The organism is Haloleucobacter albus (assembly GCF_052492075.1).
Genome location: NZ_JBQWAS010000028.1, coordinates 339309 through 365345 on the forward strand (window position 1 = coordinate 339309; position 26037 = coordinate 365345).

Consider the following 26037-nt stretch of genomic DNA (forward strand, 5'->3'; position numbering starts at 1 on the left):
TGCTATCATCAGGCCAAATGAGACAGGCCCATGGAGTTCAGCAAGATGGCTCGCGCGCAGGATGCCATGCAAGATCACGCCCCCAACACCAGCCATATGGCGGTAGATGCAGGGGGCAATGGCACCACCATCCGGGCACCGGGCAAATTGCTGATCGGTCTTCTGCTGGGCGGCGCACTCACGCTGGCCGGCTGCGCCAGTGATGGAGAGCTTGGCCCCGCAGGCGGAAGCGCCGGCTCGGTGGGCGGTGTCCAGAACACAGCACCGGGCGCAACCATGACGGTGGGCGCCGGGCCAGATGCCTTAACTTATGACTGCCCCGGCATCACGGTGCGCACCGGCGCATCCACACTGGCGGTGAAGGATGGGCAGGGCCGTCTGCGCTACCAGGCCAATATCGGCCAGCTCGCGCGTGAATGCGCCATTGTCGGCAATCAGATGACTGCGAAAGTCGGCATTGAGGGGCGCGTTCTTCTGGGCGAGGCCGGATCTCCCGGCACCATCAAATTGCCCGTACGGGTGGCTGTGGTGGAAGAGGGCCCCTCCCCGCGCACCATTGCCAGCAAACTCTTCACCGTTCCCGTGACGATACCCGCCGGCGAAAGTCAGGCCGCCTTCACGGTGGTGGAAGACCAGATCACCTTCCCGCTGGAAGGCCGGCCTTCCGATATGGAGCGCTATATCTTCTACATCGGCTATGACGGGAAGGCGCAGCACACCCCCACCTCCCGGCCTCGCCGCAGCAGCTCCAGCAACACGCGCACACAGCGCCCGGCAGCAAGTGCCAAACCGGCCCCCGCCAGCACGCCGACGGCCTCCGCGCCCAAGCCTGCGCCAAGCAGTACACCCAGCAGCATGCCCGATAGCATGCCCACAGATATGGCGGCCCCGCCGAGCGACGTGTTTGGCCCGCCGCCGGAATCCAGCACGGCCACGGGCGGTTTTGCTCCGCCTCCATCCAGCAGCGCTTTCGAGCCGCCGCCTGCCGCCAGCACCAACTGATGACCGGCTGAACATTCCCCCTATCGGAGCGGGCCGCATTGCGGCCCGTTCTGCATTTCGGCACCCTCTCCCATTTCGGGGAGGCCGCAGATATGCACCCGTCACATTCCTGGATTGACGAAAACCGTGCAGCGCCTATCCTGAATGCACGGAAGTCACGGAATCGCTCCAGCATTGCCGGAACGGTTCCGCCTTTATCGGATGATCCCTGCGGGAGAGACCGGCCCTTTTCCAACCCTGTGCGGATGGAAGTGGAGGCCGGCGCCGAAGGCGCAACCGCCCCGGAACCGCTCAGGCCCAAGGACCGCAGGGGGACGACGCTCTGGAAAGCAGCGTCGCCATATGTGTGGCCTCCTCCGGGAGGCCCGCCTCATATGGCGGCTCTCACCGAAGGAGTAAGCCGCACCTCTCCACCGGGTGCGGTGAAATCTCTCAGGTTCCGCAGACAGAGGGGGCGCCGCCGGGTCTCCGCCGAGGCCCCCTTTTATGGCGCACTCTGTTTGGAGCAGTCATGACAGACGCTACCAGTCCATCCGGCGCACCACCCCTGCGCACGCCGCTTTATGAGGCCCATGTGGCGCTGAAGGCCCGCATCGTTCCCTTCGCCGGCTATGAGATGCCGGTGCAATATCCCGAGGGCATTCTGGCCGAACATAACTGGACCCGCACCCATGCGGGCCTGTTCGATGTATCCCATATGGGGCAGGCTTTTCTTGAAGGGCCGGACCACGACACCACTGCCCGCACGCTGGAAAAGCTGATCCCCGCCGATATCGTGAATCTGAAGCCCGGCACCCAGCGCTATTCCCAGTTTCTCGCGCCCGACGCCACCATAATGGATGACCTGATGATCTCCCGCCCCGAAGGCGAAGGAGAGGATGGGCGCCTGTTTCTGGTGGTGAATGCAGCCTGCAAGACGGCGGATTTTGCCCATCTGGCCGCCCATCTGCCAGAAAATGTACGCCTGAACGTGCTGGATGAGCGCGGCCTGATCGCCCTTCAGGGGCCGGAATCAGCGCAGGTCATGGCGCGGCTCTGCCCTGAGGCCGCCGAACTGCCCTTCATGGGCACGCTCAGTGCCACCATGGCCGGTGTGCCGGTGCACATCTCCCGCTCCGGCTATACGGGCGAGGATGGGTTCGAGATTTCCATGCCTGCCGCCTCGGCCCGCGCCCTGTGGGATGCGCTGCTGGCGGAGCGGGAGGTCAAGCCCATCGGCCTTGGCGCGCGCGACAGCCTGCGGCTGGAAGCCGGCCTGTGCCTCTATGGCCATGATATAGACCGTACCACCACCCCGGTGGAAGCCGGCCTCATCTGGTCGATCCAGAAGCGGCGGCGCGAGGAAGGCGGCTTTCCCGGCGCGGATATCGTCCGCACCCAATTGGCGGAGGGCGTGGTGCGCCAGCGTGTGGGGCTGAAGCCGGAAGGCCGGGCCCCGGCCCGCGAAGGCGCACAGATCATCCATCAGGGCGAGGTGGTCGGCCATGTCACCTCCGGGGGCTTCGCCCCCTCTCTGGGCGGCCCCATCGCCATGGGCTATGTGCCACCCGCACTGGCCGCCCCCGGTACCCGTCTTGAGCTTCTGGTGCGCGGCAAGCCGCTCGCCGCCACTGTCACCACTCTTCCATTCGTGCCGACGCGCTATGTGCGCAAAATGTCCAAGGGGGCCTGAACCATGACCACCGTGCGCTACACGAAAGACCATGAATATGTGCGCGTCGAGGGCGATATCGCGACTGTGGGCATCACCCACTATGCACAGGAGCAGCTCGGCGATGTGGTGTTTGTCGAACTGCCCGAGGCCGGCCGCAAGGTGGAAAAGGGCGGCGAGGCGGCCGTGGTGGAAAGCGTGAAGGCCGCCAGCGATGTGTTCGCGCCCGTCTCCGGTGAGGTGACGCAAGCCAATGAGGAACTGGAAGGCAACCCGGCGCTGGCCAATGACGACCCGGAAGATTCCGGCTGGTTCTTCAAGCTGCGCCTGTCCAGCCCCGGCGAGCTGGATGAGCTTCTGGACGAGGCGGCCTACAAGGCCTTCCTCGCCACGCTGGACTGATTTTCATGCCGGCCCTTTCTGTGCCGAAGGATTTTCACGCCACCATCATCTGGCAGCGGAATGGCGCCCTGTTCACGGACGGGCGCTATCCCCGCAGCCATATGTGGGTGTTTGACGAGGGGGTGCAGATCCCCGCTTCGGCAGCACCCGTCTGCATGCCCTCTCCCCTTTCCCGCCCCGATGCGGTGGACCCGGAGGAAGCGCTGGTGGCGGCGGCCTCAAGTTGCCATATGCTGTTTGCTCTGGATTTCGCCCGCCGGGCAGGCTTCCGGGTGGACAGTTATGAGGATGCCGCCGAAGGCGTGCTGAGCCCGAACGACACTGGCCGGCTTTACCTGTCTCACATCCGCCTCAGGCCCGTCATGATCTTCTCCGGGGGTCGGCAGCCCTCGGGCGAAGAGCTGGGAGACCTGCACCGCAAGGCCCATGAGGCCTGCTATGTAGCCCACTCCCTGCGTGCGGACATTACCGTATTCCCGCAGATGCGCGCGGCCTGAAGGCGAACGGAAACTGACATGCGCTACCTTCCCTTGACCGCAGAGGACCGCGCCGAGATGCTGGCGCGGATTGGCGCGCCCACGGTGGACGCCCTTTTCGCGGATATTCCCGCAGACAAGCAACAGATCGAACTGCCCCGCCTTCCGCGCGCTAAAAGCGAAATGGAGGTGGAGCGCCAACTGGCCGCTTTGGCCGCCCGCAATGTCACGGCCGGCTCCGTGCCCTTCTTCATCGGGGCCGGGGCCTATCGCCACCATGTGCCGGCCAGCGTGGATCACCTCATCCAGCGTTCGGAGTTTCTCACCTCCTACACGCCCTACCAGCCGGAAATCGCGCAGGGCACGCTGCAATATCTCTTCGAGTTCCAGACCCAGGTCGCCGAGCTCACCGGCATGGAAGTGGCCAACGCCTCCATGTATGACGGCTCCACAGGCACCGCCGAAGCCGTGCTGATGGCCCATCGCATCACGAAGCGCGGCAAGGCGCTGCTGGCCGGCAATCTGCACCCGCATTATCGCGCCACGGTGGAGACCGTGTGCCATTATGCGGAGAATGAAGTTGTGGCGCGCCCCCCCGCCCCGCAGGGCGAGACGGACCTCATCAGCGCCATTGATGAGACCACCTCCTGCGTGGTGGTGCAGAGCCCGGATGTGTTCGGCAATATTGTTGATCTCAAACCCATCGCGGAAGCCGCCCACAAGGCCGGTGCACTGCTGATCGCCGTCTTCACCGAGGTGGTGAGCCTCGGCGCAATCGAGCCGCCTGGCGCGCAGGGGGCCGATATTGTGGTGGGCGAGGGCCAGAGCCTTGGCAATGCGCTGAATTTCGGCGGGCCCTATGTCGGCCTGTTTGCCACCCGCTCCAAATATGTGCGCCAGATGCCCGGTCGGCTGGCCGGTGAAACGGTGGATGCGGAAGGCCGCCGGGGCTTTGTGCTCACCCTGTCCACGCGCGAGCAGCATATTCGCCGTGAAAAGGCGACCTCCAATATCTGCACCAATTCCGGCCTGTGCGCGCTGGCCTTCACCATTCACCTCACCTTGCTGGGCCAGCAGGGCTTCTCCCGTCTGGCCCGTCTGAACCACGCCGCCGCCTGTGATCTGGCAGACCGGCTGGCCAGCGTGCCCAGCGTGGAGGTGCTGAATGGCAGCGTCTTCAACGAGTTCACCGTGCGCCTGCCCCGCCCGGCCGCAGATGTGGTGGAAGAGCTGGCTAAACGCGGCATTCTGGCTGGCGTGCCCTATGCCCGCCTCGCGCCGGAGAGCGGCCTCGACAATCTGCTTCTGGTCGCCGCAACCGAAACCACCACGGAAGATGACCGTGCGGCCCTGACTGCCGCCCTGAAGGAGCTGCTGGCATGAACAGCGAAGGCCGCGGCACAACCCAGCCGCATCCCGTTTCTGAAAACCGCCTGCCGGAAACCTTCACCGGCAACCGCGCCCTGCAACTGGAAGAAGGACTGCTGTTCGAGATTGGCCGCACGGATGTCTCTGGCGTTGATCTGCCCGAACCGCCCCCCTTCCGCGACCGGCTGGGCGGCCATGCCCGCACCACCGCGCCGGACCTGCCGGGCCTGAGCGAACCGGAGGCGATGCGCCATTATGTGCGCCTCTCGCAGATGAATTACGGCATCGACAGCGGCATCTTCCCGCTCGGCTCGTGTACCATGAAGCACAATCCGCGCCTCAATGAGAAGATGGCGCGCCTGCCCGGTTTCGCAGATGTGCATCCGCTACAGCCGGCCTCCACCGTGCAAGGTGCACTGGGACTGCTGAGCGAGCTTTCCCATGTGCTGCTGGAACTCACCGGCATGCAGGCCGTGGCACTTTCACCCAAGGCCGGCGCCCATGGTGAGCTGACCGGCATGATGTCCATCAAGGCCGCCCATGAGGCCCATGGCCAGACCGGCCGACGCATCGTGCTGGTACCGGAGAGCGCCCATGGCACCAATCCGGCCACGGCGGCGCTGATCGGCTATCAGGTGCGCGCCATTCCTGCCCGCGCCGACGGTACGGTGGATGTGCAGGCGGTGCGCGATGCGCTGTCTGATGATGTCGCCGCCCTCATGCTTACCAACCCCAACACCTGCGGGCTGTTTGAGCGGGACGTGGTGGAGATTGCGGCCGCAGTGCATGAAGCCGGAGCCTATTTTTACTGCGACGGCGCCAATTTCAACGCCATTCTCGGCAAAGTGCGTGTGGCCGATCTTGGCGTGGACGCCATGCATATCAACCTGCACAAGACCTTCTCCACCCCCCATGGCGGGGGCGGTCCGGGTGCAGGGCCTGTGGTGCTCTCCGAGGCGCTGGCCCCCTTTGCACCGGTGCCGGCGCTTGTCACCACCGAAAACGGGTTGCGCCTTGCCGAGGACAAGGGCGCGGCAGGGGCCGAGCAGGCGCTGGGCCGCATGAGCGCCTTCCACGGCCAGATGGGCATGTTCGTGCGCGCGCTGGCCTGGATGCTCTCCCATGGATCTGATGGCATGAAGCAGGCATCCGAAGACGCCGTGCTTTCCGCCAACTATATCCGCGCCAGCCTGTCGGATCTGATGAGCGTCCCCTTCCCCGAGCGGCCCGCCATGCATGAAGCGCTGTTCGACGACAGCTGGCTGCATGGCACCGGCGTATCCACGCTGGATATCGCCAAGGCGCTGATCGACGAGGGGTTCCACCCAATGACGGTCTATTTCCCGCTGGTGGTGCACGGGGCCATGCTGATCGAGCCGACAGAGAGCGAATCCAAGGCCTCTCTGGACCTGTTCATCGCGGCCCTGCGCGATCTGGCCATGGCGGTGAAGGGCAATGACAAGGCGCGCTTCCTCGGCGCGCCGCACTATGCCCCCCGTCGCCGGCTGGATGAAACCCGCGCCGCCCGCAAGCCGGTGCTGCGCTGGACCCGCCCCGCACCCCTGCCGGAAGCGGCGGAGTAAGGCACTGAAAATCACGCCCCCTCCGCTGCAATGGAGGGGGCGCTTTCATGCGCTCATATTCTAGGGGGCCGGCAATATCCCTGCCGGCGGATGGGCCACGCGCCCCCGGATCGCTTTGGAAAAAGGTTCTGAACGCCCATTCTGCGGCGGTATCACGGCGTCACGGCGCACCTCGGCCAATGGTGCATCCGTACGGATCAGGCCGAGATCATACAGATAATCCGGCAAATGGCCGGAAAGCAGAATGCGCCAGTCAAAAGGCAGGCGTGCATCCACCAGCCGCGCCAGATCATAAATAACCGTGGTGCAGTTGGTGGCGATGGTCTGGTAAAATTCCGGCTTTTCCGCCAGAGCATTGGAGCGCGCCAGATAAAACAGGAAGAGTTCGCGCGCCTGCCGTGGCGTCACCTTCAGTGGATAGATGGAAACCGTCTCTCCACGCGCATCCGTACGCAGACGGATGATATCGTTTTCATCCGCAGCGATCATGGAAAGTTCGAACTCCTTGAAGAAGCCCCCAATCTCGGAGAATGCCTCGCTCTTCTCCCGGCGGATCTCGATGGAGAAGACCACATGCTCTCCATCCTCGAAACCGAAGCCGATCAACGTATGGGCAATGGAGGGGCTCGCCCAGACGGAGCTGAACAGATCCACCGATCTCAGCTTGCGCAGATCATAGGTGCGGGTTTCCCAGCGGGGGGTGAAATCCTCTTCGGTGCGCCAGTCGAAATTGCGCACATTGTGCAGGGTAATTTCTGAACCATTGAGCTGCGCCGTCACGGTGCGGTCCAGTTCCGGGGCCCAATCCCGCGTGTTGGAGGGCAGGATGGACGCCCACCACAGGCCCATCACCAGCGCGGCCAAGGCTGTTCCCAGCCAGGCCAGTGCCTGCCGCCGGAACCCCAGAACCGCCAGCCCGGTGGCCACCAGCACAGCCAGCCCCATCCACACGCCACGCCAGGCCGGTGGCGCCTGATACCACAGTGCCGTCACACTCCATGCCGCACCTGCCGCCAGCACCACCAGCAGCAGGGCCAGCCCCACAAGGCGGCGCAGCTTCCACCCGGCCCGCGCGCGAGCTGCGGCTTTATCCCCAGAGCTGGACACGGAATTTTGCATCAACCCATCCTGTCCCGGCCAGAACCTTGTGTATTCGCAGACATAAGCGGCAATGAAGCCGATTTTCCAGCCAAACAAAACATGGGGGCGGCGCATCGCCGCCCCCACCCAACCGGACAGGTCAATTTTCCGCGATATCCAGAACCCGCAACCGAAACCCACGAGCCCCTTCAAGGCCCCACCCTCAAGAGCCATGGCCGCGGTTCAGCTTCACCCCTGCGGGGGCAACCCCAGCTTGCGGGACATTTCGCTGCGCAACACGAATTTCTGGATCTTCCCCGTAACCGTCATCGGAAAGGCTTCCACAATTTCAATATAGCGCGGCACCTTGTAGTGAGCGATTTCCCCCCGACAGAAAGCGAGGATCTCATCCTCTGTCAGGCTGTTATCCGTTGGCACGATGCAGGCGCAGATTTCTTCGCCATACAGCAGATCCGGCACGCCAATGACCTGCACATCCTGAACCTTCGGGTGACGGTAGAGGAATTCCTCGATCTCGCGGGGATAGATATTCTCCCCGCCGCGAATGAGCATATCCTTCACCCGCCCGGCAATGGTGCAATATCCGTCCTCGTCCATTGTGGCGAGATCTCCGGTATGCATCCAGCCTTCTTCATCAACCACCTGGGCTGTCTTTTCCGGCTCGCCCCAATAGCCGCGCATGACAGAATAGCCCCGCGTGCACAATTCCCCCGTCTCTCCGGGGCGCACCGTATCACCAGAGGCATTCACCAGCTTCACCTCCAGATGGGGGTGAATGCGACCAACCGTGGTGACGCGCTTGTCCACCGGATCATCCACAAAGGACTGGAAGGAAACCGGGGAGGTTTCCGTCATGCCATAGGCGATGGTGACATCGGACATATGCATCTGCCCACGCACCTTTTTCATCACCTCCACCGGGCAAGGCGCGCCAGCCATGATGCCGGTGCGCAGGGAAGACAAATCGTGCGTGGCGAAATCATCGGCGGCCAGCATGGCCGAAAACATGGTGGGAACGCCATAAAGCCCCGTGCAACGCTCACGCGAAACGGCAGCGAGCGTCGTCTTCGGATCAAACCCCTCGCCGGGGAAGACCATGGCCGCGCCCTTGCTGACGCAGCCCAGAACCCCCATCACCATGCCGAAGCAATGATATAGCGGCACCGGAATGCAAAGCCGGTCTTCTGCGGTGAGACGGATGCGATCCGTAACAAAATTGCCGTTATTGACAATATTGCGATGGGTCAGCGTCGCCCCCTTCGGAGACCCGGTCGTACCGGAGGTGAACTGGATATTGATGGGATCATGCGCAGACAATTGCGCCGTAATCCCGTCCAGCCGGGCGCGATCAGCCGTGGTTTCGGCAAGCTGCGCAAACGGCACCATGCCGGCGCGCGGCGCCTCCCCCATGGCGATGATCGCGCGCAGATCCGGCAGACGGTCCGAAAAGAGCGCCCCTGGCAGAGATGTTGAGATTTCTGGAAGAATATCTTCCAACATGCCCAGATAATCGGAACTCTTGAACCTGTCTGCTGTAATCAGGGCTCGAATACCGACACTGCGCAGTGCATAATCCAGCTCACTTTTGCGATAGGCCGGGTTCACATTCACCAATATGGCGCCAATCCGGGCCGTGGCGAACTGGGTCAGCACCCATTCCGGGCGGTTGGGAGACCAGATCCCCACTCTGTCGCCCCGGCGAATGCCCATATTCAGCAGGCCGGTGGCCAGCCCATCCACCGCATCCGCAAAAGCCTGCCAGGTCATACGCAGGCCATGGTCGCAGAACACAATGGCCAGCTCATCCGGGCGCGCGGCCACGGTGCGGGCCAGCAGTGCAGGAATGGTTTCTTCAAGCAGAGGGGGCGTATCCACCCCCTTCACACGGGCTTCATCCGGCAATGGCCGGTCACTATAGCTCATTGCTTCCTCCCGAAATTGCACCATGGTGTCTTGTCCAGGCGCTGTGACACGCATTCTTTTTGTGCGCGTTTGGTTCAGCTCTCGCAGCGGGCGAGAAATGCTCTTGAAACCTGAGAACCCACCGGGCGGCCGAGATGATGGGAGATGAAGGCAGCCGCCTCGATCACCCCTTCCAGATCAATGCCTGTTTCGATACCCAGCCCGTGCAGCATGTAGACGACATTTTCTGTCGCCACATTGCCGGTTGCCCCCTCGGCATAAGGGCAGCCGCCCAGCCCGCCCACGGAAGTGTCGAACTGGCTGACGCCCAGCTCCAGCGCGGCATAGATATTGGCCAGAGCCTGCCCGTAAGTATCGTGGAAATGGCCGGACACATCGGCCAGCTCATAAATGCCCAGGGCGGCTTCCAGCGCCGCCTGCGCCTTGCACGGCGTGCCTGTGCCGATGGTGTCGGCCACCGCCACATGCTGCACGCCGATATCCTTCATCAGCCGCGCCACATGCGCCACCTTGTCCGGGCTGATGTCGCCCTCATAAGGGCACCCAAGAGCGCAGGAAATAGCCCCGCGCACCCTGATACCCTCATCCAGAGCCGCCTTCACCACCGGCGCGAAGCGCGCAATGCTCTCTTCAATGGAGCAGTTGATATTGCGCTGGCTGAAACTCTCGCTGGCGGAGCCAAAGACCTCGATTTCACCGGGATGCGTGGCTCTGGCGGCTTCAAAACCGCGAAGATTGGGCACCAGCACGCAATAGGTCACATCCTCTCGGCGAGACATGCCGGCCATCACCTGCGCATTATCCGCCATTTGCGGCACCCATTTCGGGCTGACGAAACTGGTGGTTTCGATATGTCGCAGACCCGCTGCCTGCAAACGCTCAATCAGCTCCACCTTGATGGCCGCAGGAATGAGCTGCTTCTCATTCTGCAACCCATCCCGCGGGCCCACCTCCACAATGCGCACGCGCGCAGGCAAGGCAGATTGCGCCAGAAGCATCGCCATGGCTCAGGCCTCCTCCAGCACCGGGGCCAGACGCAGCAGTTCCGCCCCTTCAGTCAACTGATCCCCCACGGCGAAGAGCAGTTCGGCCACAATGCTGTCGATCGGGGCCTTGATGGTATGTTCCATCTTCATGGCCTCCATCACCGCCAGAGGCTGGCCCTTGGTTACGCTCTCGCCCGCTTCCACCAGAAAGGCGATCACACGGCCCGGCATGGGAGCCGTCAGCCGGCCGGCTTCCGCCTCTGTTTCACCGGCGTGAGCCAACGGATCCACCAGCTCCGCACTGGCGCTGCCGGAAGGCGTGAAAATGGAGAACAGCTCCCCCGTGCGATAAACACTGCTGTGCAGCCGGGTGTCATCAAGCCGGATCTCGCCGGATGGCGGCAGGGCCAGCACATGCTCATAGCCATCAACCTCCAGCCTGTAGCGCACATCCGGGGTTTCAGACTGTGGAGTGAAACGCACCGTCTCCAGCCGCTCGCCCATTTGCAGCCGCAGGCTCCGGGTTGCGGCCCCTCCCACGCGCCAGCCATCCGGCCGCGACCATGGGTCCGTTCCGGCCTGCCGCGCCTCATCCTGCACCATGTGCGCCACCACGCTGGCGGCGATATGGGAGAAAGACAGACCCTGCTGATAAAACAGCACGGCGCTTTCGCGCTGGATCAGCGCCGTGTCGAGATCGGCAACAGTGAAAGCATGGCTCGCCGCCGTGCGCCGCAGAAAGGCGACATTGGTCGCCACGCCCACAATATGGGTCTGGGCTAGGGCTTCATCCAACCGCGCCAGCGCCTCCTCACGGGTTGCGCCATGCACAATGAGCTTGGCGATCATCGGATCGTAGAAGGGGGAAATCTCATCTCCCTCCCGCACGCCGGAATCCACCCGCACCCCATGAGCATGGGTGGAAAAATCCAGATGCGCGGGCAAATGCAACACATCCAGCCGTCCCGTGGCCGGCAGAAAATTGTTATCCGGCGCTTCGGCGCAGATACGCGCTTCAATGGCGTGGCCGCGGATCGACAGTTCATGCTGTGTACAGGGCAGATCCTCACCGGCCGCCACGCGGATCTGCCACTCCACCAGATCCTGCCCGGTTATGGCCTCCGTTACCGGATGCTCCACTTGCAGGCGGGTGTTCATCTCCATGAAATAGAAGGAAAGATCGCCGTCCGCTGCGGGCTCGGCGATGAATTCCACCGTGCCGGCCCCCACATAGCCCACTGCCCGTGCCGCGGCGATGGCGGCTTCGCCCATCTCCTGCCGGCGTTCATCGCTCAAGCCCGGCGCGGGCGCCTCTTCCAGCACCTTCTGGTGACGGCGCTGGACTGAACAATCCCGCTCGAACAGATGCACATAATGGCCATGCGCATCCCCGAACACCTGAATTTCGATATGGCGCGGGCGCTGCACATAACGCTCCAGCAACACCGCCGCGCTACCGAAACTGCTGAGCCCCTCGCGCTGGCAGGACGCCAGATTTTCCGCGAAATCCTCGTGCCGCTCCACAATGCGCATGCCCTTGCCGCCACCACCGGCGCTGGCCTTTATCATGAGCGGATAGCCAATACGCTCCGCCTCGTGCGCCAGCAGGGCTTCATCCTGATCCGCCCCGTGATAACCCGGCACCAGCGGCACCCCGGCCTGTTCCATCAGCCGCTTGGATTCCGCCTTCAGCCCCATGGCGCGAATGGCTGAAGCCGGCGGACCGATGAAAATCAGCCCGGCCTCCGCACAGGCGGCGGCGAAATCGGCATTCTCGCTCAGAAAGCCATAGCCGGGATGGATGGCATCCGCCCCTGTTTCCTGCGCGGCCGCGATGATCTTCTCCCAGAGCAGGTAGCTGTCCTTCGGCGCAGCGCCACCCAGGCTGACAGCTTCATCACACATGGCGACAAAGCGCGCATCCCTGTCCACATCCGAATGCACGGCCACGGTGCGGATGGCCAGACGACGGGCGGTCGCCGCCACACGGCAGGCGATCTCTCCACGATTGGCGATGAGGATTTTGTTGATGGTCCGGCGCATCATTTCGCCTCCCCTGCCATGCTGGACGGCCCCGAGAGTTGCCATGTGGGCTGCCGTTTGTTGAGAAATGCCTGAACGCCTTCACGCCCCTGCTCCGAGGCGCGGATATCGGCGATGCGCGCGGCCGTATCGGCCACAAGCGCATCATCAATTTTCCGCCCACCGACTTCGCGCAACAGGCGCTTGCAAGCGGCAAGGGCGGCCGGCGAGGCGTTGAGCAGATGCTGGCTCAGCCGCGCAACGGCTTCATCCAGCTCTTCCTGCGCCACCACCTCATGCACCAGCCCGGTGGCCGCCGCAGCCTGTGCGGAAAAAACCTCCGCCGTCAGGAAGAAGCGCTGTGCCGCCCGCGCACCCATCGCAGCCATGACATAAGGCGCGATGGTTGCCGGAATGAGCCCCAGCTTCACCTCGCTCAGACAGAAGCGGGCCTGCCCGGCCGCCACCACCATGTCGCAGGCTGAAACCAGCCCCATCCCGCCGGCGAACACATCCCCCTGGACCCGCGCAATGACAGGGACAGGACATTCATGGATGGTGCGCAGCATGGTGGCGAGCGCAGTGGCGTCAGCGAGATTTTCCGCATGGTCATAATCGGCCATGCGACGCATCCAGGACAGGTCCGCCCCGGCGCAGAACGCCTTGCCGCTGGCCGCCAGAATGATGACGCGCACGCTGTCATCCTGCCCCAGCGCATGGAAAGCCCGCGTCAGTTCACCGATGAGCACATCATCAAAGGCATTGCGGATCTCGGGACGGTTCAGCGTCACCGTGGCCACACCGCCCGCGCGGTGCATGAGAAGATGCTTCATATCCGCCCCCTCACATGCGGAAGACGCCGAAGCGCGCTTCAGGAATGGGAGCGTTGAGGCTGGCCGAAAGGCCCAGTGCCAGCACGCGGCGTGTATCTGCCGGATCAATCACCCCATCATCCCACAGCCGGGCCGTGGCATAATAGGGATGGCCCTGATGCTCATAGCGCGCGCGAATATTTTCGCGGAATTCCGCCTCTTCCTCTTCCGGCCAGTGACCGCCGGCTTTTTCCACCCCATCGCGCCGCACCGTGGCGAGCACGGATGCCGCCTGCTCTCCGCCCATGACGGAAATGCGCGCATTGGGCCACATCCAAAGGAAGCGCGGGGAATAGGCGCGCCCGCACATGCCATAATTGCCAGCGCCGAAGGAGCCGCCGATAATGACGGTGAATTTCGGCACATTGGCGCAGGCCACCGCCGTCACCATCTTGGCGCCATGGCGGGCGATGCCCTCATTCTCGTATTTCTGCCCCACCATGAAGCCGGTGATGTTTTGCAGGAACACCAGCGGAATCTGACGCTGACAGCACAGTTCCACAAAATGCGCCCCCTTGGCCGCGCTCTCGGAGAACAGGATGCCATTATTGGCGATAATGCCCACCGGCATGCCTTCAATATGGGCAAAGCCCGTCACCAGCGTGGGGCCGAAACGGGCCTTGAACTCGTGAAACTCCGAAGCATCGACAATCCGGGCGATGATCTCACGCACATCAAAGGGCTTGCGCGTATCGGTGGGAATGATGCCGCCCATCTCGCGCGGATCATGTTTCGGCGGGCGCGGGGAAATGGTTTCCACCGGAAAATTCTTGGGCCGGTTGAGGTTGGAAACCGCCGTGCGCGCCAAAGCCAGAGCATGGGTATCATCATTGGCCAGATGATCCGCCACGCCGGAAAGGCGGGTATGCACATCACCGCCGCCCAGCTCCTCTGCGCTCACCACCTCACCTGTGGCGGCCTTCACCAGAGGCGGACCCGCAAGAAAAATGGTGCCCTGATTGCGCACGATGATGGTTTCATCGCTCATGGCCGGCACATAAGCGCCGCCGGCGGTGCAGGAGCCCATCACCACCGCGATCTGGGCAATGCCCGCCGCACTCATCTGGGCCTGATTGTAGAAGATGCGCCCGAAATGATCGCGATCCGGGAATACATCATCCTGGTTCGGCAGGTTGGCCCCGCCTGAATCCACCAGATAGACACAGGGCAGATTGTTCTGCGCGGCAATTTCCTGCGCCCGCAGATGCTTCTTCACCGTGAGAGGAAAATAGGTGCCGCCCTTCACCGTGGCGTCATTACAGACAATGACGCATTCACGCCCGGCAATACGGCCGATCCCCGCAATGACCCCCGCCGAAGGGGCCGCATCACGACCATCCTTCTCCTTGTAGACATTGAAGGCCGCCATGGGCGCGATTTCCAGAAAGGGCGAACCTGCATCCAGCAGCATGTTCACCCGCTCCCGTGGCAACAGCTTGCCACGGGCTTCATGTTTGGCGCGGGCGGCTTCGCCACCGCCCTGCGCAATCTCCTCAAGGCGGATGCGCAGATCCGCCACCAGGGCGTCCATGGCCTGCGCATTGGCCTGAAACTCCGCGCTGCGCGGGCTGATCTTGCTCTCGATTTCCGCCATGATCACAGCCCGGCGGTTTCGTTGAACAATTCGCGGCCAATCAGCATCCGGCGGATTTCGGATGTGCCCGCGCCAATCTCGTACAGCTTGGCATCGCGCCACAGACGCTCCACCGGGAACTCCCGCGTGTAGCCCACGCCGCCGAGGGTCTGGATGGCTTCGCCGGCCATCCATGTGGCCTTTTCCGCCGCCAGCAGAATGGCGCCGGCGGCATCCTTGCGCAGCGTGCGGGAATGGTCCGCCCGATCACATGCCTTGCCCAAGGCATAGACATAAGCGCGGGTGGATTGCCACGTGGTGTAAACATCTGCCAGCTTGCCCTGCATGAGCTGGAATTCGCCGATGCTCTGGCCGAACTGCTTGCGCTCATGCACATAGGGCACGATCGCATCCATGGCCGCAGCCATCAGGCCGAGCGGCCCGCCGGCCAGCACGGCGCGCTCATAATCCAGCCCGGACATGAGCACCTTCACGCCCTTGCCCACGCCGCCCAGCACATTTTCTTCCGGCACTTCCACATTATCGAAGAAGAGCGGATAGGTATTGGAGCCCCGCATGCCCAGCTTGTCGAGCTTGGCACCCGCAGAGAAGCCGGCAAAACTCTTCTCGACCAAGAAGGCCGTAATGCCCTTCGCCCCTGCGGCCGGATCGGTCTGGGCATAAATCACCAGCGTATCGGCATCGCCGCCATTGGTGATCCACATCTTGGAACCATTGAGGATGAAGCGATCGCCCTTCTTTTCGGCTTTCAGCTTCATGCTCACCACATCCGAGCCGGCATTGGGCTCACTCATGGCCAGTGCGCCGACATGCTCACCGGAGATCAGCTTGGGCAGATATTTCTGCTTCTGCGCTTCCGTGCCATTCCGGCGGATCTGGTTGATGCACAGATTGGAATGCGCGCCATAAGACAGGCCAATGGAACCCGACGCGCGCGAAATCTCTTCCAGCGCCACCATATGCGCCAGATAGCCGAGGTTCGTGCCGCCATATTCCTCGCTCACGGTCAGGCCATGCAGCCCCATATCCCCGAGCTTCTTCCACAGATGCGCAGGGAAGAGATTGTCGCGGTCCACATCGGCGGCGATGGGGGCAATTTCCTTCGCGGCAAAGGTCCGCACGGCTTCGCGCAGGGCGTCCACATCTTCGCCAAGGTCGAAATCCAGCCCGATCCCAGACAGCAGCATCGCGTCTCTCCCATTTGCTTGTTCGCAAGGGCCATGTTTCTGGCCCGTTGCCGCTGAGAGTAGCCACTCGCCCTGACGGGTTGGTGCCACAATAGTTGCAAATCGTGCCATCATGTATTGAGATCAGAGCATGAGGAAACCAGAACCCGGCACACAGGCGGCAGTCACCCCCATCGCCTTCGTCCGCGCCATATCACAGGCTTATGCGCATTATGGGCGCCCCTTCGGGCCAGCCCTGATAGCGGCACATATTGCGCCGCACCTTCTGGAGAATGACGCCGCCCGCGTCACCGCCGAACAGTTCGAGGCGCTCAACCTGCACGCCATGCGCGAACTGGATGACGAGGCATTGGGCTGGTTCTCCCGCCCCATGCGCTGGGGCAGCCTTGGCCTGTTATGCCGAGCCGCGATTTCCGCCCCCGATCTCGGCGTGGCACTGAAGCGCTGGTGCCGCTGCCATGGGCTGATTGTGGATGATATCCGCATCACTCTCAGCCGCAGGGAAGGCACGGCCAGCATCACCATAGAAGAACAGGCTATCCGGCAGGGCATGCGGGAATTCTGCCTGGTCTCCACCCTGCGCGCCGTACACGGCTTTGCCTGCTGGCTGGTGGATTCGCGCATTCCGTTCAGCGATTTGAGCTTTGCCTTTTCCCGCCCGGAGCATGCCTCCTCCTACCGGGCCATGTTTCCCGGTGAAGCGCGGTTTGATGCGGCGCAAACCGGCTTCAGCTTCAATGCCGATTATCTCACCCTGCCCCCCATGCGAGATGAAGCGGCGACCCGCGCCATGCTGCAAAACGCCCTGCGGCTGATGGTGCTGCAATATCGGCGGGACCGTCTACTGGTGGAGCGGGTGCGCATGCAGTTTCGCGCGCGACTGGCCGCGAATGCCACCAGCCTGCCCAATGCGGAGGAACTGGCCGAAAGCCTCAACATCTCCCGCCGCAGTCTGCATCGCCAGTTGCAGGAGGAGGGCTCTTCCCTTCAACAGATCAAGGATGACATCCGCCGCGAACGCGCCCTGCAACTCATTGGCCGCAGCAACCGCCCCCTGAAGCAGGTGGCCCACATGGCCGGTTTTCGCAATGAAAAGAGCTTTTCACGCGCCTTTCGCCAATGGACAGGTCAATCCCCCGGAGAAATGCGCCGGGAAAGAAAGCCCTGAGCCAACCCACCACTCATTCCCTTGGCCCCATTACCTTGGCCCCACGCCATTGCCCCACCACGCCCTTTCCCCTTGCTCCGGGCCCCGGCTGCTGCGAAAAGGGCCCAATCATGATCGTGCTTGACGATATCTCACTGCGCCTTGCCGGCCGCCTCCTCATTGACCACGCCAGCGTGGCCATTCCCGAAAATGCGCGCGTGGGCGTGGTGGGGCGCAATGGCGCCGGAAAAACCACTCTGTTCAAGGCGCTGGTGGGCGAGCTGGAGCTGGAATCCGGCATTGTGCGCCTGCCTAACCGCACCCGCATTGGCCGTGTGGCGCAGGAAGCCCCCGCCGGCCCCGACAGCCTGATCGAGCGAGTGCTGGCCGCCGATACCGAGCGCGCCGCCCTGCTGCATGAGCGCGAAACCACGCAAGACCCGATGCGCATCGGCGAAATCGAGATGCGCCTTCTCGATATTGACGCCCACGCCGCTCCGGCCCGCGCGGCCACCATTCTGGCCGGCCTCGGCTTTGATGAAAGCGCCCAGCAGCGCCCCTGCGCGGAATTTTCCGGCGGCTGGCGCATGCGTGTGGCGCTGGCCGCCCTGCTCTTCACCGAGCCGGATTTGCTGCTGTTGGATGAGCCGACAAACTATCTCGATCTTGAAGGCACATTGTGGCTACAGGATTATCTGGCCCACTATCCGCGCACGGTCATCCTCATCAGCCATGACCGTGACCTGCTGGACAGTTCGGTGGACCATATCCTCCACCTTTCCAACCAGAAACTCACCCTGTATCGCGGTGGCTTCACCTCGTTCGATCGCCAGCGCCGGGAACGGATGTTGCAGGATCAGAGCGCGCGCAAGAAGCAGGAAGCCCAGCGCGCCCATATGGAAAGCTTCGTCGCCCGCTTCCGTGCCAAGGCCACCAAGGCCAAGCAGGCGCAATCGCGGCTGAAGGCGCTGGCCCGCATGGAGCCACTCTCCGCGCAGGTAAACGAAGAGGCGGCGGCCATCTCCATCCGCCACCCCGAAAAGCTGCTCTCGCCCCCCATCATGGTGCTGGATCAGGTCTCAGTGGGCTATGAGCCCGGAAAGCCGATCCTCCGAAACATGACCCTGCGCATTGATGAGGATGACCGCATCGCGCTGCTGGGGCCGAACGGCAATGGCAAATCCACCTTCGCCAAGCTTATTGCCGGCCGGCTGGAACCGCAGGACGGCAGGCTGGTGCGCGCCGACAAGCTGGAAGTCGCCTATCTGGCCCAACACCAGATTGACGAACTCCACCCGGAGGAAAGCGCCGTGGAGCATGTGCGCCGGCTGATGCCGGATGCACCCGAGGCCCGCGTGCGGGCGCGGGCGGCTGAAATGGGCTTTTCCGCCGGCAAGGCTGACACCAGGGTTTCATCCCTTTCCGGTGGCGAGAAAGCCCGTCTGCTGCTCGGGCTGGCGACCTTCCACGGGCCGCATCTCGTCATCCTTGATGAGCCGACCAACCATCTCGATATCGAGGCCCGTGCAGCGCTGATGGAAGCGCTGAATGATTTCCCCGGCGCGGTCATCCTCATCTCGCATGATCGCAGCCTTCTGGAAGCCTGCGCAGAACAGCTTTGGCGCGTGGGTGGCGGTGTCGTGAAACCCTATGAGGGCGATCTCGACCAGTATCGACGAGAGGTGCTCTCCCGCGCGGATGGCGACCGCATGACCAGCGAAGGCCGCAAGGACAAGGCCGAGACCCGCAAGGACGCCAAGGCCGAAAAGCCGCGCCGCATCGCCACCGGACCAATCAAAAAGCGGGTGAAGGCCGCCGAAAGCCTGATGGAGAAACTGGGCAAGGAACTCTCCGGCCTTGATACCCGCCTCTCCTCGCCGGATCTGCACGCAAAAGACCCGATGGAGGCCGCCCGCCTGGCCCAGCAGCGACATGAAATCGCCGAGGCCATGGCGGCAGCGGAGGAGGAGTGGCTGATGGCCAGCGCAGAACTGGAAGACGCACAGGGCTGAGCCCGCACCTCTGCTCTCCCCAGCCGCAGGCGGCCGCACCGCCTGTGGCGCATCCATGACAATGCCCGCCTTTCATTCGGCCTGCTCAGGCTCGGGTGTCATGTTCCGGTTCAAGATGGCCAGCCGGGGCCGCAGCGCCAGAATGGCGTGCACCAGCAGACCAAACACCAGCCCCCAGAAAGCCGCCCCCAGCCCCCAAAGGCTGAGCCCCGAAGCGCTGACGATGAATGTCATCAGCGCGGCATCACGTTCGTGCGTCTTCTGCACGGCCTGCACAAGACTACCGGCCACCACGGGGAACAGAGCCAGCCCGGCCAGCGCCGCAATCAGCGCCGGTGGCAACAGGGCGAACAGCCCCAGCACCGTGGCCGCGAACGTGCCGAACACCAGATACATCACCCCGCCGGCCACGCCGGCCACATAGCGCCGCTCCGGCTTTTCATGCGCCTCCGCCCCCATGCAGATGGCAGCGGTGAGCGCGGCAAGATTGAGGCCGTGGCAGCCCAAGGGAGCAAGCACCGCCGAACCCAGCGCGCAACCCGTAATGACAGGCCCCGCCGCCGGCTTCTCATACCCAGCCGTACGCAACACGGCGATGCCCGGCAGAAACTGGCCTGTGAGCGACACCACCACCAGCGGCACCGCAATATTGGCCATGGCCTGCCACTCGAACACCGGCATGGTCCAGACCGGCATGGTTGGCGCGAGACTGAAGTGCACCTCTCCCATTTGCCCGGTGGCCAGCGTAAGGCCCAGCCCCACCAGCAGCACCGCCGCCACCGCATAACGCGGAAACCAGCGCCGCCCGACAAAGAAGATCGCGAACATGGACAGCACCATCACCGGTGCATCCGGCACCACATTCACCATATCCACGGTGAAGCGGAACAAGATACCTGCCAGCATGGCCGCGCTGATGCCGACCGGAAGGCGCGAGACCAGCCTGTCAAATGCGCCCGAAAGCCCCACCAGCAGCAAAATGATGCTGGCGACCAGATAGGCCCCCACCGCCGCAGCGAAATCCACCGTCGGCAGCAGGGTGACCAGCAAGGCGGAACCGGGTGCGGACCAGGCCACCACCACCGGCACCCGATATTTCAGGCTCAGCACAATGCCCAGCACGCCGCTGCCAATGGAAATGGCCCAGACCCATGAATCCAGCAGGCCGGGCGCAAGGCCCGAAGCCGCCTGAAATACAATAACCAATGGCCCGGCGAAGGAGATCAGCGTGGCAACCGCCCCGGCCACAATGGCCGAGGCGGAACTGTCACGCGCCAGTTGGCGCAACATGGTCATGAGGCCAACCCTTTCAGGCCGTCGCCGGGGTCGGCTGCGTCACCGCACCGCGCCGGGCGCTGATGGCGAACACCACCATGGCCAGAGCTGAAATCGCGCCAGGAACGGCAAAGGCCATGAAATTCGCCGAAAGCGGAAGCTGTGCGGCCATCAGCACACCTCCCAGCATGGGGCCGGCAATCGCCCCGATCCGCCCCATGCCGGAGGCCCAGCCCAGCCCGGTAGAGCGCACCGAGAGCGAATAGAACTGCGCCACGCTGGCATAAAGCAGGATCTGCGTGCCGATGGTGGTGGCGCCCGCGATGAAGATGAGCAGATACAGCACCGGCATGGGGCTGTTGTAACCCAGCATGGCAATGCACACCGCGCCAAACAGGAAGAAGCCCACCACCACGCGCGGCAGCCCCAGCCTGTCGCTCAACCAACCTCCGGCAATGGCCCCGAACATGCCGCCGAAATTCAGCGCCAGCAGGAAGGACAGGCTGGAGCCGAGGCTGTAACCGGCACTCTTCATCAGCTGCGGCAGCCAGGAGCTGAGCGCATAGACCATGAGCAAACAGCAGAAGAAGGACACCCACAGCATCAGCGTGCACAGGGTGCGATTATGGCGGAACAGTTCGGCAACAGAAGCCTTGCCGCCCTTCGCTTCATGATAATCCAGCTCACCTGCGGCCAGCGCCTTCTGCGGCGCAAGCTGGCCCAGAACAAGCCGGGCCTTCTGCTGCTGGCCCTGCCGGATGAGAAAACCGACGGATTCCGGCAACCTGGCCAGAATGAGGGGCAGCAGCACCAGCGGCACCACGGCGGCGAAGAACATGGATTGCCAGCCGAAATTGGGCAGCATCCAGATGCCCAGACCCGCCGCCACCATGCCGCCGACCGAATAACCGGAGAACATCAGCGCCACCAGCGTGCCGCGCAGTTTCTTCGGCGCATATTCATTGGTCAGCGCCACGGCGTTGGGCATCAACCCGCCACAACCCAGCCCGGCCAGAAACCGGCAAATGCCGAATTGCAGGGGCGTGGAGGCAAAACCGTTGATGATGGTGGCAGTGCTGAACAGCAGAAAACACAGGGCAATCCCCTTCTTGCGCCCCACCTTATCGCCCAGTGGACCAAAGAACAGAGCGCCGAACATCATGCCGAACAGAGCCCAACTGGCCAGGGAGCCGGCCTCTGTGGGCGAGAGCTGCCATTGTTCCATGAGCTGCGGCAGAACCGAGCCATAGATGAAGACATCATAGCCATCCACCACCAGCAACAGGCTGCATAACAGCACGATATTCCAGTGGAAGCGTGTAAACCTGGATTCATCTATGATTGTATTGACGTCTATGCTGCGCATGGATGTCCCTTCCCCGGAGTTCAGGCCGCCCTGTTCTTGCTGTGAGCTGGCCATTTGCAGTCTCAGCCCTGATCTCCGCCTCCCACGGGAAGAACAGTGCCGGTGATATAGGCGGCCTCATCAGAAGCCAGAAACAGAATGGCGGCCGCCTGTTCATCCAGCGTGCCGTATCGTTTCATCAGGCTGCTTTCGATGGTCTGGTCTACAATCTGCTGATACCAGGCCTTGTCCTGCGCGCTCTGCTGCGCATTGTTGCGCGGAATGCGACGCGGCGGTGCTTCGGTGCCTCCGGGAGCCACGGCGTTCACCCGCACCCCGTATTCCGCGCCCTCAAAGGCCAGACAGGCGGTAAGCGCATTCACCCCGCCCTTGGCTGCGCCATAGGGCACGCGGTTGATGCTGCGCGTGGCGATGGAAGACACATTGACAATGACGCCGCCGCCCTGCGCAATCATGCAAGGCAGAACGGCCCGGCACCCCCACAGGGTGGGGAACAGGGACCGGCGAATTTCCGCCTCGATCTCGGCTTCCTCATAATGCTGGAAGGGCTTGGCCCAGATGGTGCCGCCCACATTGTTCACCAGCACATCCACCCGGCCCAAATGCGCCTGCGCCGCCTCCATGGCCGCACAAGTCTGGCCAAAATCCTCCAGATCCACCCGCACCGGCAAGGCGCGGGCGCTGGCTGGCAGTGCAGCGGCCAGTTCTTCCACCAGATCGGAGCGATCCAGCAGCGCCAGTTGCGCCCCTTCCGCCGCCGCTCGCTCGGCCACGCGCCGGCCAATGCCCTGCGCGGCCCCTGTGATGACCATCACTTTATTCTGGAAGCGCGCATTCATTCGGCCGCCTCCCGCGAGGGCGGCACGGTGGGCGTGAACTTCTCATAATGGAAGCTCGCCGGTGTAATGCCCTGCGCCTCCAGGCTGTGGCGCACTGCATCCACCATGGGCGGCGGGCCGCACAGATACACATCCACATCCCCGCCATTGAACATCTCGGGGGTGAAATGATCGGTGACGAAGCCCTTGTGCGGATGATCTGCCTCCGGCGCGGCGATACAGGTCAGAATATCAAGCTGCGGCAAACGTTTGCCCATGGCCTCAAGCTGATTCACCAGAACCAGATCCTGCGGGCGGGTGACGCCATAGAGCAGATGAACCGGCTGGGTGCAGCCCTCGCGCGCCAGTTGTTCCAGCATGGAGAGGAAGGGGGCCAGCCCAGTGCCTCCGGCCAGAAACAGCAGCGGGCGCTTCACCTCTCGCAGATAGAAACTGCCAAGCGGACCATGCAATGTAAGGTCCTGCCCCATACGGGCCTGCTCCAGCCATCCGCTCATCAGCCCGCCCGGCACCCGCCGGATCAGGAAACTGATGCGTGCGTCTCCCGGTGCGGAGCTGAAGGAATAGGCGCGATGCTGCCCGCTGCCCGGCACATCAATATTCACATACTGACCGGGCAGAAAGGCGGGCGCCTCCTCCTGAGCCACCTCCATCTCCACCTCGAAGGCGGCGTCATCATGCATCACGATGCGCGTCAGCCGCGCACCAAACTGCGCCACACCGGATTTGCACATGCCGGAGGCCGCCGGAACATCCAGCACACAATCACTCTGCGGCTGCATCTGGCATGTCAGCACCAGGCGCTTTTCCGCTTCATCCGGGCTCAGGGCCTCTTCCAGATACTCATCCCCCAGATCATAACGCCCGCTGTCGCAGTGGCATTTGCAGGCCCCGCACACCCCATCGGAGCAATCCATGGGCAGGTTGATCTTGTGACGATAGGCGGCATCCAGCACCGTTTCACCGGGATTGCAGACGATGAAGCGCGTGACGCCATCCTCGAAATTCAGGGCGATGCGATAGCCCATGGCGACCTCCCGGATTGGGTCAGATATGATAGATATCAATGACCTGATGGATGTAATCGTTCTTCAGAACCACCTTCTTGCGCAGAATCTGAAAATCTTCGCCCGCGCGGGTGAGGGTGTAGAAAGATGTTCCGAAGAAGCTGTTGGTCGCCTTGTAGCGATGGCTGAGCGTGTGCCAGTTAAAGCGCACATCCACCTCATCCGGCCGCGTGGCCACCACCTCCACATTGGTGATGAAATGACAGGTGCGGGGCTCCGGTGTACTGGCACCGGAGCGTTCCGTCTTGATGCGGAACACACGGTCTTCCAGCCCCTCGCGATTGGGATAATAGATCAGGGAGATCTGCGATTGAGGATCTTCCACCAGCCGGTCATCATCATCCCACGCCGGCATCCAGAACTCGACGCCGGGGGCATAACAGGTCAGCCAGGCATCCCATTGGCGATCATCCAGCAGCCGGGCTTCACGATAGAGAAAGGCTTCAATGCGGGAGAGGATCATGCTGCGTCCCTCCCGGCCAGGCTGGCGTGCGGAGATGTGGGCTTGCGAGCGCCTCCACCTCCATCATCACCCCCGGCCAGGGCCGCACGCAGGGCGCGCGCCCAATAAGCGTGCTGCGAGACGAACAGCCCTTCATCCTCGCTACGCTCTCCGCTGATGACAGGCTCCAGCCCCATGGCGCGAGCATTGTCATCCGCCCCATAAATCCAGCGCGCAGCCCCCCGGCTCAGATCATTCCAGGCGGCGGCAAGCCCCTGATAGCCTGTCTGGCAAGCCTGAAACTCCTCAAGATCATCCGGCGTACCCATGCCGCTGACATTGAAGAAATCCTCATACTGGCGAATACGCAGAGCGCGCTCTTCCGCGCTCTCCCCCTTGGGCGCAAAGCAGTAGATGGTAATTTCCGTCTTATCGACACTGATAGGCCGCGTGACCCGGATCTGGGTAGAGAACTGATCCATCAGATAGACATTCGGATACAGGCACAGATTGCGCGTCTGCTCGACAATGAAGCTGGCCCGGTCCGCGCCCAGACGCTGCTCCAGCTCTGCACGATGTTGATACACCGGGCGCACATCCGGGTTCAGCAGGCGTGTCCACAAGAGGATGTGGCCATTCTCGAACCCATAGACCCCGCCAACGGAACGCGACCAGCCATTGGCATCCACCGTGCGCGTGCCTTCGGCCTCATAATTGCGGTGGCCCATGGTGGCGGCATAATTCCAGTGCACCGAGGAGACGTGATAGCCATCGGCCCCGTTCTCCATCTGCAACTTCCAGTTTCCGTCAAAGATATAGGAAGAGTTTCCGCGCAAAACCTCAAGCCCGTCTGGAGCCTGGTCAACAATCTGGTCGATGATGACACGGGTTGCACCCAGATAGTCTTCCAGCGGCACCGCATTTGCACCCAACGCACCGAACAGGAAGCCACGATAATTCTCAAACCGAGCCACACGGGTCAGGTCATGTGAGCCATTGGTGTTGAAATTTTCGGGATAGGCTCCGGTCTTGCCATCCTTCACCTTCAGCAATTTGCCGGTGTTGGAGAAGGTCCAGCCATGGAAGGGGCAGGTGAAACTGCCCTTGTTGCCATGTTTGCGCCGGCACAATGTCGCCCCACGATGCGCACAGGCATTGATGAAGGCATGCAGTTCGCCGGCCTTGTCTCGGGTAATGACAATCGGCTGGCGCCCGATCCATGTGGTGAAATAATCATTTGGCTCTGGAATCTGGCTTTCATGCGCCAGATAGACCCAGTTTTTCTCGAAGATATGCTCCATCTCCAGATCGAACAGATCCGGATTTGTGAAAACATCGCGCCGGCAGCGAAAAACACCGGCCTCATGATCTTCAACAACCGCTTCAGTCAGCAGCCTGTCCAGCAGGCGCGCCTTCTCCATCCCTTCAGGCATGGGGCATCCTCCTCACATGATGTGTGGAACGTGGTGTCACATTCAAAGCGGCAAGCCGGGGCCGGCAGAACCGTGCAGGCACGGCACCGACAAGCAGGCAAACCACGGATTTTACAGATTGACAGGTTCAGGCAGAGGGCCGCTTCTCAGGCGCGTGACGCCAGCCCGCCCCCCGCACATACTCTGCGGGAAGTTGTCTGCACTTCAGGAATTCAGGCGCATCTTGACTGTTGCCCGGAATATCCGCAGCCATGGTCCCCTCCCATTTCAGCTTTTCTTTCCGTTATTT

The 26037-nt window shown here is 62.7% G+C and carries 21 protein-coding genes and 1 riboswitch; of the genes, 8 read left to right on the top strand and 13 right to left on the bottom strand.

What is annotated here, in order from left to right; translation table 11 throughout:
• Window positions 1-30: 30 nt before the first annotated feature.
• The 6 genes from ACT6QH_RS11490 (at window position 31) to gcvPB (ending at window position 6482) form a co-directional block, all read left to right on the top strand.
• Window positions 31-1002 carry a hypothetical protein gene (locus tag ACT6QH_RS11490; protein ID WP_444974957.1) on the top strand — a complete coding sequence of 324 codons (972 nt, stop codon included), beginning with the start codon at window positions 31-33 and terminating at the stop codon, window positions 1000-1002.
• A gap of 201 nt (window positions 1003-1203) precedes the next feature.
• A riboswitch (glycine riboswitch) is annotated at window positions 1204-1319 on the top strand.
• A gap of 194 nt (window positions 1320-1513) precedes the next feature.
• A complete protein-coding gene (gene gcvT / locus ACT6QH_RS11495) occupies window positions 1514-2674 on the top strand; it encodes a glycine cleavage system aminomethyltransferase GcvT (protein ID WP_444974958.1) in 1161 nt (386 codons plus the stop codon).
• A gap of 3 nt (window positions 2675-2677) precedes the next feature.
• Complete coding sequence (gene gcvH, locus ACT6QH_RS11500) at window positions 2678-3055, top strand: glycine cleavage system protein GcvH (protein WP_444974959.1); 378 nt, start codon at window positions 2678-2680, stop codon at window positions 3053-3055.
• A 5-nt stretch (window positions 3056-3060) separates the two neighbouring features.
• Window positions 3061-3552, top strand: coding sequence for an OsmC family protein (locus ACT6QH_RS11505; protein WP_444974960.1), 492 nt, complete (start codon window positions 3061-3063; stop codon window positions 3550-3552).
• Window positions 3553-3570: 18 nt separating this feature from the next.
• Window positions 3571-4914, top strand: a complete 1344-nt coding sequence (gene gcvPA / locus ACT6QH_RS11510; RefSeq protein ID WP_444974961.1) for an aminomethyl-transferring glycine dehydrogenase subunit GcvPA — start codon at window positions 3571-3573, stop codon at window positions 4912-4914.
• On the top strand, window positions 4911-6482 hold the full coding sequence (gene gcvPB / locus ACT6QH_RS11515) for an aminomethyl-transferring glycine dehydrogenase subunit GcvPB (RefSeq protein WP_444974962.1): 1572 nt from the start codon (window positions 4911-4913) through the stop codon (window positions 6480-6482). Before gcvPA ends, gcvPB begins: the two co-directional genes overlap by 4 nt.
• A gap of 60 nt (window positions 6483-6542) precedes the next feature.
• Here gcvPB and ACT6QH_RS11520 read toward each other — a convergent pair whose 3' ends face one another.
• From ACT6QH_RS11520 to ACT6QH_RS11550, 7 genes are all read right to left on the bottom strand, one after another.
• Complete coding sequence (locus tag ACT6QH_RS11520; protein WP_444974963.1) at window positions 6543-7601, bottom strand: Lnb N-terminal periplasmic domain-containing protein; 1059 nt, start codon at window positions 7599-7601, stop codon at window positions 6543-6545.
• Between the two features lie 210 nt (window positions 7602-7811).
• Window positions 7812-9506 (bottom strand): AMP-binding protein, encoded by a 1695-nt coding sequence (locus ACT6QH_RS11525; RefSeq protein ID WP_444974964.1) that lies wholly within the window; start codon window positions 9504-9506, stop codon window positions 7812-7814.
• Between the two features lie 74 nt (window positions 9507-9580).
• Window positions 9581-10510, bottom strand: a complete 930-nt coding sequence (locus ACT6QH_RS11530) for a hydroxymethylglutaryl-CoA lyase (RefSeq protein WP_444974965.1) — start codon at window positions 10508-10510, stop codon at window positions 9581-9583.
• Between the two features lie 3 nt (window positions 10511-10513).
• Window positions 10514-12538, bottom strand: a complete 2025-nt coding sequence (locus tag ACT6QH_RS11535; RefSeq protein ID WP_444974966.1) for an acetyl/propionyl/methylcrotonyl-CoA carboxylase subunit alpha — start codon at window positions 12536-12538, stop codon at window positions 10514-10516.
• Window positions 12535-13347 (bottom strand): enoyl-CoA hydratase/isomerase family protein, encoded by an 813-nt coding sequence (locus ACT6QH_RS11540; protein ID WP_444974967.1) that lies wholly within the window; start codon window positions 13345-13347, stop codon window positions 12535-12537. Before ACT6QH_RS11540 ends, ACT6QH_RS11535 begins: the two co-directional genes overlap by 4 nt.
• A gap of 10 nt (window positions 13348-13357) precedes the next feature.
• Window positions 13358-14980: a carboxyl transferase domain-containing protein gene (locus ACT6QH_RS11545; protein WP_444974968.1), complete on the bottom strand. Its 1623-nt coding sequence runs from the start codon at window positions 14978-14980 to the stop codon at window positions 13358-13360.
• Between the two features lie 2 nt (window positions 14981-14982).
• Window positions 14983-16167, bottom strand: a complete 1185-nt coding sequence (locus tag ACT6QH_RS11550) for an isovaleryl-CoA dehydrogenase (protein WP_444974969.1) — start codon at window positions 16165-16167, stop codon at window positions 14983-14985.
• Between the two features lie 130 nt (window positions 16168-16297).
• On the opposite strand from ACT6QH_RS11550, the gene ACT6QH_RS11555 reads away from it, so the two are divergent.
• Together ACT6QH_RS11555 and abc-f are read left to right on the top strand one after the other, a co-directional pair.
• Complete coding sequence (locus ACT6QH_RS11555) at window positions 16298-17335, top strand: AraC family transcriptional regulator (RefSeq protein ID WP_444974970.1); 1038 nt, start codon at window positions 16298-16300, stop codon at window positions 17333-17335.
• 110 nt (window positions 17336-17445) lie between these two features.
• Entirely contained in the window at window positions 17446-19326 is a 1881-nt protein-coding gene (gene abc-f, locus ACT6QH_RS11560) for a ribosomal protection-like ABC-F family protein (RefSeq protein ID WP_444974971.1), read from the top strand.
• A gap of 72 nt (window positions 19327-19398) precedes the next feature.
• Here the strand turns inward: abc-f and ACT6QH_RS11565 are convergent, their stop codons facing one another.
• From ACT6QH_RS11565 to ACT6QH_RS11590, 6 genes are all read right to left on the bottom strand, one after another.
• Window positions 19399-20622 (bottom strand): benzoate/H(+) symporter BenE family transporter, encoded by a 1224-nt coding sequence (locus ACT6QH_RS11565; RefSeq protein WP_444974972.1) that lies wholly within the window; start codon window positions 20620-20622, stop codon window positions 19399-19401.
• Between the two features lie 13 nt (window positions 20623-20635).
• Window positions 20636-21967, bottom strand: a complete 1332-nt coding sequence (locus tag ACT6QH_RS11570) for an MFS transporter (RefSeq protein ID WP_444974973.1) — start codon at window positions 21965-21967, stop codon at window positions 20636-20638.
• A gap of 62 nt (window positions 21968-22029) precedes the next feature.
• Window positions 22030-22806, bottom strand: coding sequence for a 1,6-dihydroxycyclohexa-2,4-diene-1-carboxylate dehydrogenase (locus ACT6QH_RS11575; RefSeq protein ID WP_444974974.1), 777 nt, complete (start codon window positions 22804-22806; stop codon window positions 22030-22032).
• Complete coding sequence (benC, locus tag ACT6QH_RS11580; RefSeq protein ID WP_444974975.1) at window positions 22803-23834, bottom strand: benzoate 1,2-dioxygenase electron transfer component BenC; 1032 nt, start codon at window positions 23832-23834, stop codon at window positions 22803-22805. The genes ACT6QH_RS11575 and benC overlap by 4 nt, the downstream gene beginning before the upstream one ends.
• A 19-nt stretch (window positions 23835-23853) precedes the next feature.
• Window positions 23854-24336, bottom strand: a complete 483-nt coding sequence (gene benB / locus ACT6QH_RS11585; RefSeq protein ID WP_444974976.1) for a benzoate 1,2-dioxygenase small subunit — start codon at window positions 24334-24336, stop codon at window positions 23854-23856.
• Complete coding sequence (locus tag ACT6QH_RS11590) at window positions 24333-25748, bottom strand: Rieske 2Fe-2S domain-containing protein (protein WP_444974977.1); 1416 nt, start codon at window positions 25746-25748, stop codon at window positions 24333-24335. The genes benB and ACT6QH_RS11590 overlap by 4 nt, the downstream gene beginning before the upstream one ends.
• Window positions 25749-26037 lie beyond the last annotated feature (289 nt).

Coding starts and splice junctions, on each gene's coding strand:
- ACT6QH_RS11530 (WP_444974965.1), bottom strand. CDS start 10,510: ATGGCGATGCTTCTGGCGCAATCTGCCTTGCCTGCGCGCGTGCGCATT.
- ACT6QH_RS11555 (WP_444974970.1), top strand. CDS start 16,298: ATGAGGAAACCAGAACCCGGCACACAGGCGGCAGTCACCCCCATCGCC.
- ACT6QH_RS11545 (WP_444974968.1), bottom strand. CDS start 14,980: ATGGCGGAAATCGAGAGCAAGATCAGCCCGCGCAGCGCGGAGTTTCAG.
- ACT6QH_RS11570 (WP_444974973.1), bottom strand. CDS start 21,967: ATGCGCAGCATAGACGTCAATACAATCATAGATGAATCCAGGTTTACA.
- ACT6QH_RS11535 (WP_444974966.1), bottom strand. CDS start 12,538: ATGATGCGCCGGACCATCAACAAAATCCTCATCGCCAATCGTGGAGAG.
- ACT6QH_RS11575 (WP_444974974.1), bottom strand. CDS start 22,806: ATGAATGCGCGCTTCCAGAATAAAGTGATGGTCATCACAGGGGCCGCG.
- ACT6QH_RS11590 (WP_444974977.1), bottom strand. CDS start 25,748: ATGCCTGAAGGGATGGAGAAGGCGCGCCTGCTGGACAGGCTGCTGACT.
- ACT6QH_RS11525 (WP_444974964.1), bottom strand. CDS start 9,506: ATGAGCTATAGTGACCGGCCATTGCCGGATGAAGCCCGTGTGAAGGGG.
- ACT6QH_RS11505 (WP_444974960.1), top strand. CDS start 3,061: ATGCCGGCCCTTTCTGTGCCGAAGGATTTTCACGCCACCATCATCTGG.
- gcvT (WP_444974958.1), top strand. CDS start 1,514: ATGACAGACGCTACCAGTCCATCCGGCGCACCACCCCTGCGCACGCCG.
- gcvPA (WP_444974961.1), top strand. CDS start 3,571: ATGCGCTACCTTCCCTTGACCGCAGAGGACCGCGCCGAGATGCTGGCG.
- ACT6QH_RS11565 (WP_444974972.1), bottom strand. CDS start 20,622: ATGACCATGTTGCGCCAACTGGCGCGTGACAGTTCCGCCTCGGCCATT.
- benB (WP_444974976.1), bottom strand. CDS start 24,336: ATGATCCTCTCCCGCATTGAAGCCTTTCTCTATCGTGAAGCCCGGCTG.
- ACT6QH_RS11520 (WP_444974963.1), bottom strand. CDS start 7,601: ATGCAAAATTCCGTGTCCAGCTCTGGGGATAAAGCCGCAGCTCGCGCG.
- ACT6QH_RS11550 (WP_444974969.1), bottom strand. CDS start 16,167: ATGCTGCTGTCTGGGATCGGGCTGGATTTCGACCTTGGCGAAGATGTG.
- abc-f (WP_444974971.1), top strand. CDS start 17,446: ATGATCGTGCTTGACGATATCTCACTGCGCCTTGCCGGCCGCCTCCTC.
- ACT6QH_RS11540 (WP_444974967.1), bottom strand. CDS start 13,347: ATGAAGCATCTTCTCATGCACCGCGCGGGCGGTGTGGCCACGGTGACG.
- gcvPB (WP_444974962.1), top strand. CDS start 4,911: ATGAACAGCGAAGGCCGCGGCACAACCCAGCCGCATCCCGTTTCTGAA.
- gcvH (WP_444974959.1), top strand. CDS start 2,678: ATGACCACCGTGCGCTACACGAAAGACCATGAATATGTGCGCGTCGAG.
- ACT6QH_RS11490 (WP_444974957.1), top strand. CDS start 31: ATGGAGTTCAGCAAGATGGCTCGCGCGCAGGATGCCATGCAAGATCAC.
- benC (WP_444974975.1), bottom strand. CDS start 23,834: ATGGGCTATCGCATCGCCCTGAATTTCGAGGATGGCGTCACGCGCTTC.